Here is a 1,425-nt window from a genome sequence, read left to right on the forward strand (position 1 = left end):
GGTCAAGCCCCATGAAGTGGTGTAGCGGCTGATTCCTTCGTTGGGGTTGTCAGGCGCTGAACTCGAGGGCGGGCGCGGTGTCGGGGTTCACCTCGCTTCCCGTGTTGCTGACGGTGGTGAGTCGGCAGCGGGCCAGGACCTCCAGGCCGAGGTAGCGACGGCCCTCGGCCCACTCGTCTGTCTGCTCGGCCAGCACCGCGCCCACCAGTCGTACGATGGCCGCCCGGTTGGGGAAGATGCCCACCGCGTCGGTGCGGCGGCGGATCTCGCGGTTGAGCCGCTCGGCCGGGTTGTTCGACCAGATCTGGGTCCAGACGTCCTTGGGGAATGTGGTGAACGCCAGGATGTCGGCCCGGGCAGCATCGAGGTGCTCGGCCACCACCGGCAGTTTCTCGCTCACGTAGTCCAGCAGCCGGTCGAACTGGGCGTTGACGCTGGCGGCATCGGGCTGGTCGTAGACCGAGTGGAGCATGGCCTTCACCGCCGGCCACATGCTCTTCGGGGTGATGCCCATCAGGTTCGCCGCGTAGTGGGTGCGGCAGCGTTGCCACACCGCACCGGGCAGGTTCGCGGCGATGGCGTCCTTGAGCCCGGGGTGGGCATCAGAGGTGACCAGCCGGACCCCGGCCAGGCCCCGGGCGACCAAGTCGGCGAAGAACTCGTTCCACGCCGCCCCGGTCTCGCTGGTGGCCACCCGCAGGCCCAACACTTCGCGGTGGCCGTCGCCGTTGACCCCGGTGGCGATGAGCACCACCGCGTTGACCACACGCCCGCCCTCACGCACCTTCATCGTCAACGCGTCCGCGGCAACGAACGTGAACGGTCCCGCCTCCCCGAGCGGCCGGTGGCGGAAGGCCTCCACCTGCTCATCGAGGTCCGCGGCCATCCGGGACACCTGGGACTTCGACAGGGCATTGATGCCCAAGGTCTTGACCAGCTTGTCCATCCGCCGGGTAGAGACACCGGCCAGGTAGCAGTCTGCGACCACGGTGATCAGCGCCGATTCGGCCCGCTTGCGCCGCTCGAGCAGCCATTCCGGGAAGTAGGTGCCCGAGCGCAGCTTCGGGATGGCCACGTCCACGGTGCCGACCCGGGTGTCCAGGTCCCGGTGCCGGTACCCATTGCGCTGGGCCGTGCGGTCACGGGAGGGTTTGCCCCATTCGGCGCCGACCACCGCATCGGCGTCAGCGCAGAGCAGGGTGTTGATCATCGTCTGCAGCAGGTGGCGCATCATGTCCGGGGAGGCCTCGGACAGGGCTTCGCCCAGCAGGCCGGCAGGGTCGACAATATGAGGAGCGGTCATCGTGATGACTCCATTCGAGGATTCTGTGAGAGGTTGACTCGAAGGATCACACGGTGGCCGCGTCCACGTCTGGAACGACGTGCCCGACCACCGGGCGCTACACCACTATGCGGGACTCAACT

General features: G+C 67.9%; 1 protein-coding gene. It reads right to left on the bottom strand.

Annotated elements, in window-relative coordinates:
* Window positions 1-49: 49 nt before the first annotated feature.
* A complete protein-coding gene (locus ABIB16_RS11320) occupies window positions 50-1,303 on the bottom strand; it encodes an IS256 family transposase (protein WP_036382543.1) in 1,254 nt (417 codons plus the stop codon).
* Window positions 1,304-1,425 lie beyond the last annotated feature (122 nt).

This window comes from Micrococcus sp. UYEF5 (genome assembly GCF_040546065.1).
GTDB lineage: Bacteria > Actinomycetota > Actinomycetes > Actinomycetales > Micrococcaceae > Micrococcus > Micrococcus luteus.

Excerpts from the sequence above, each read along its gene's own strand:
- ABIB16_RS11320 (WP_036382543.1), bottom strand. The coding sequence starts at position 1,303 with ATGACCGCTCCTCATATTGTCGACCCTGCCGGCCTGCTGGGCGAAGCC.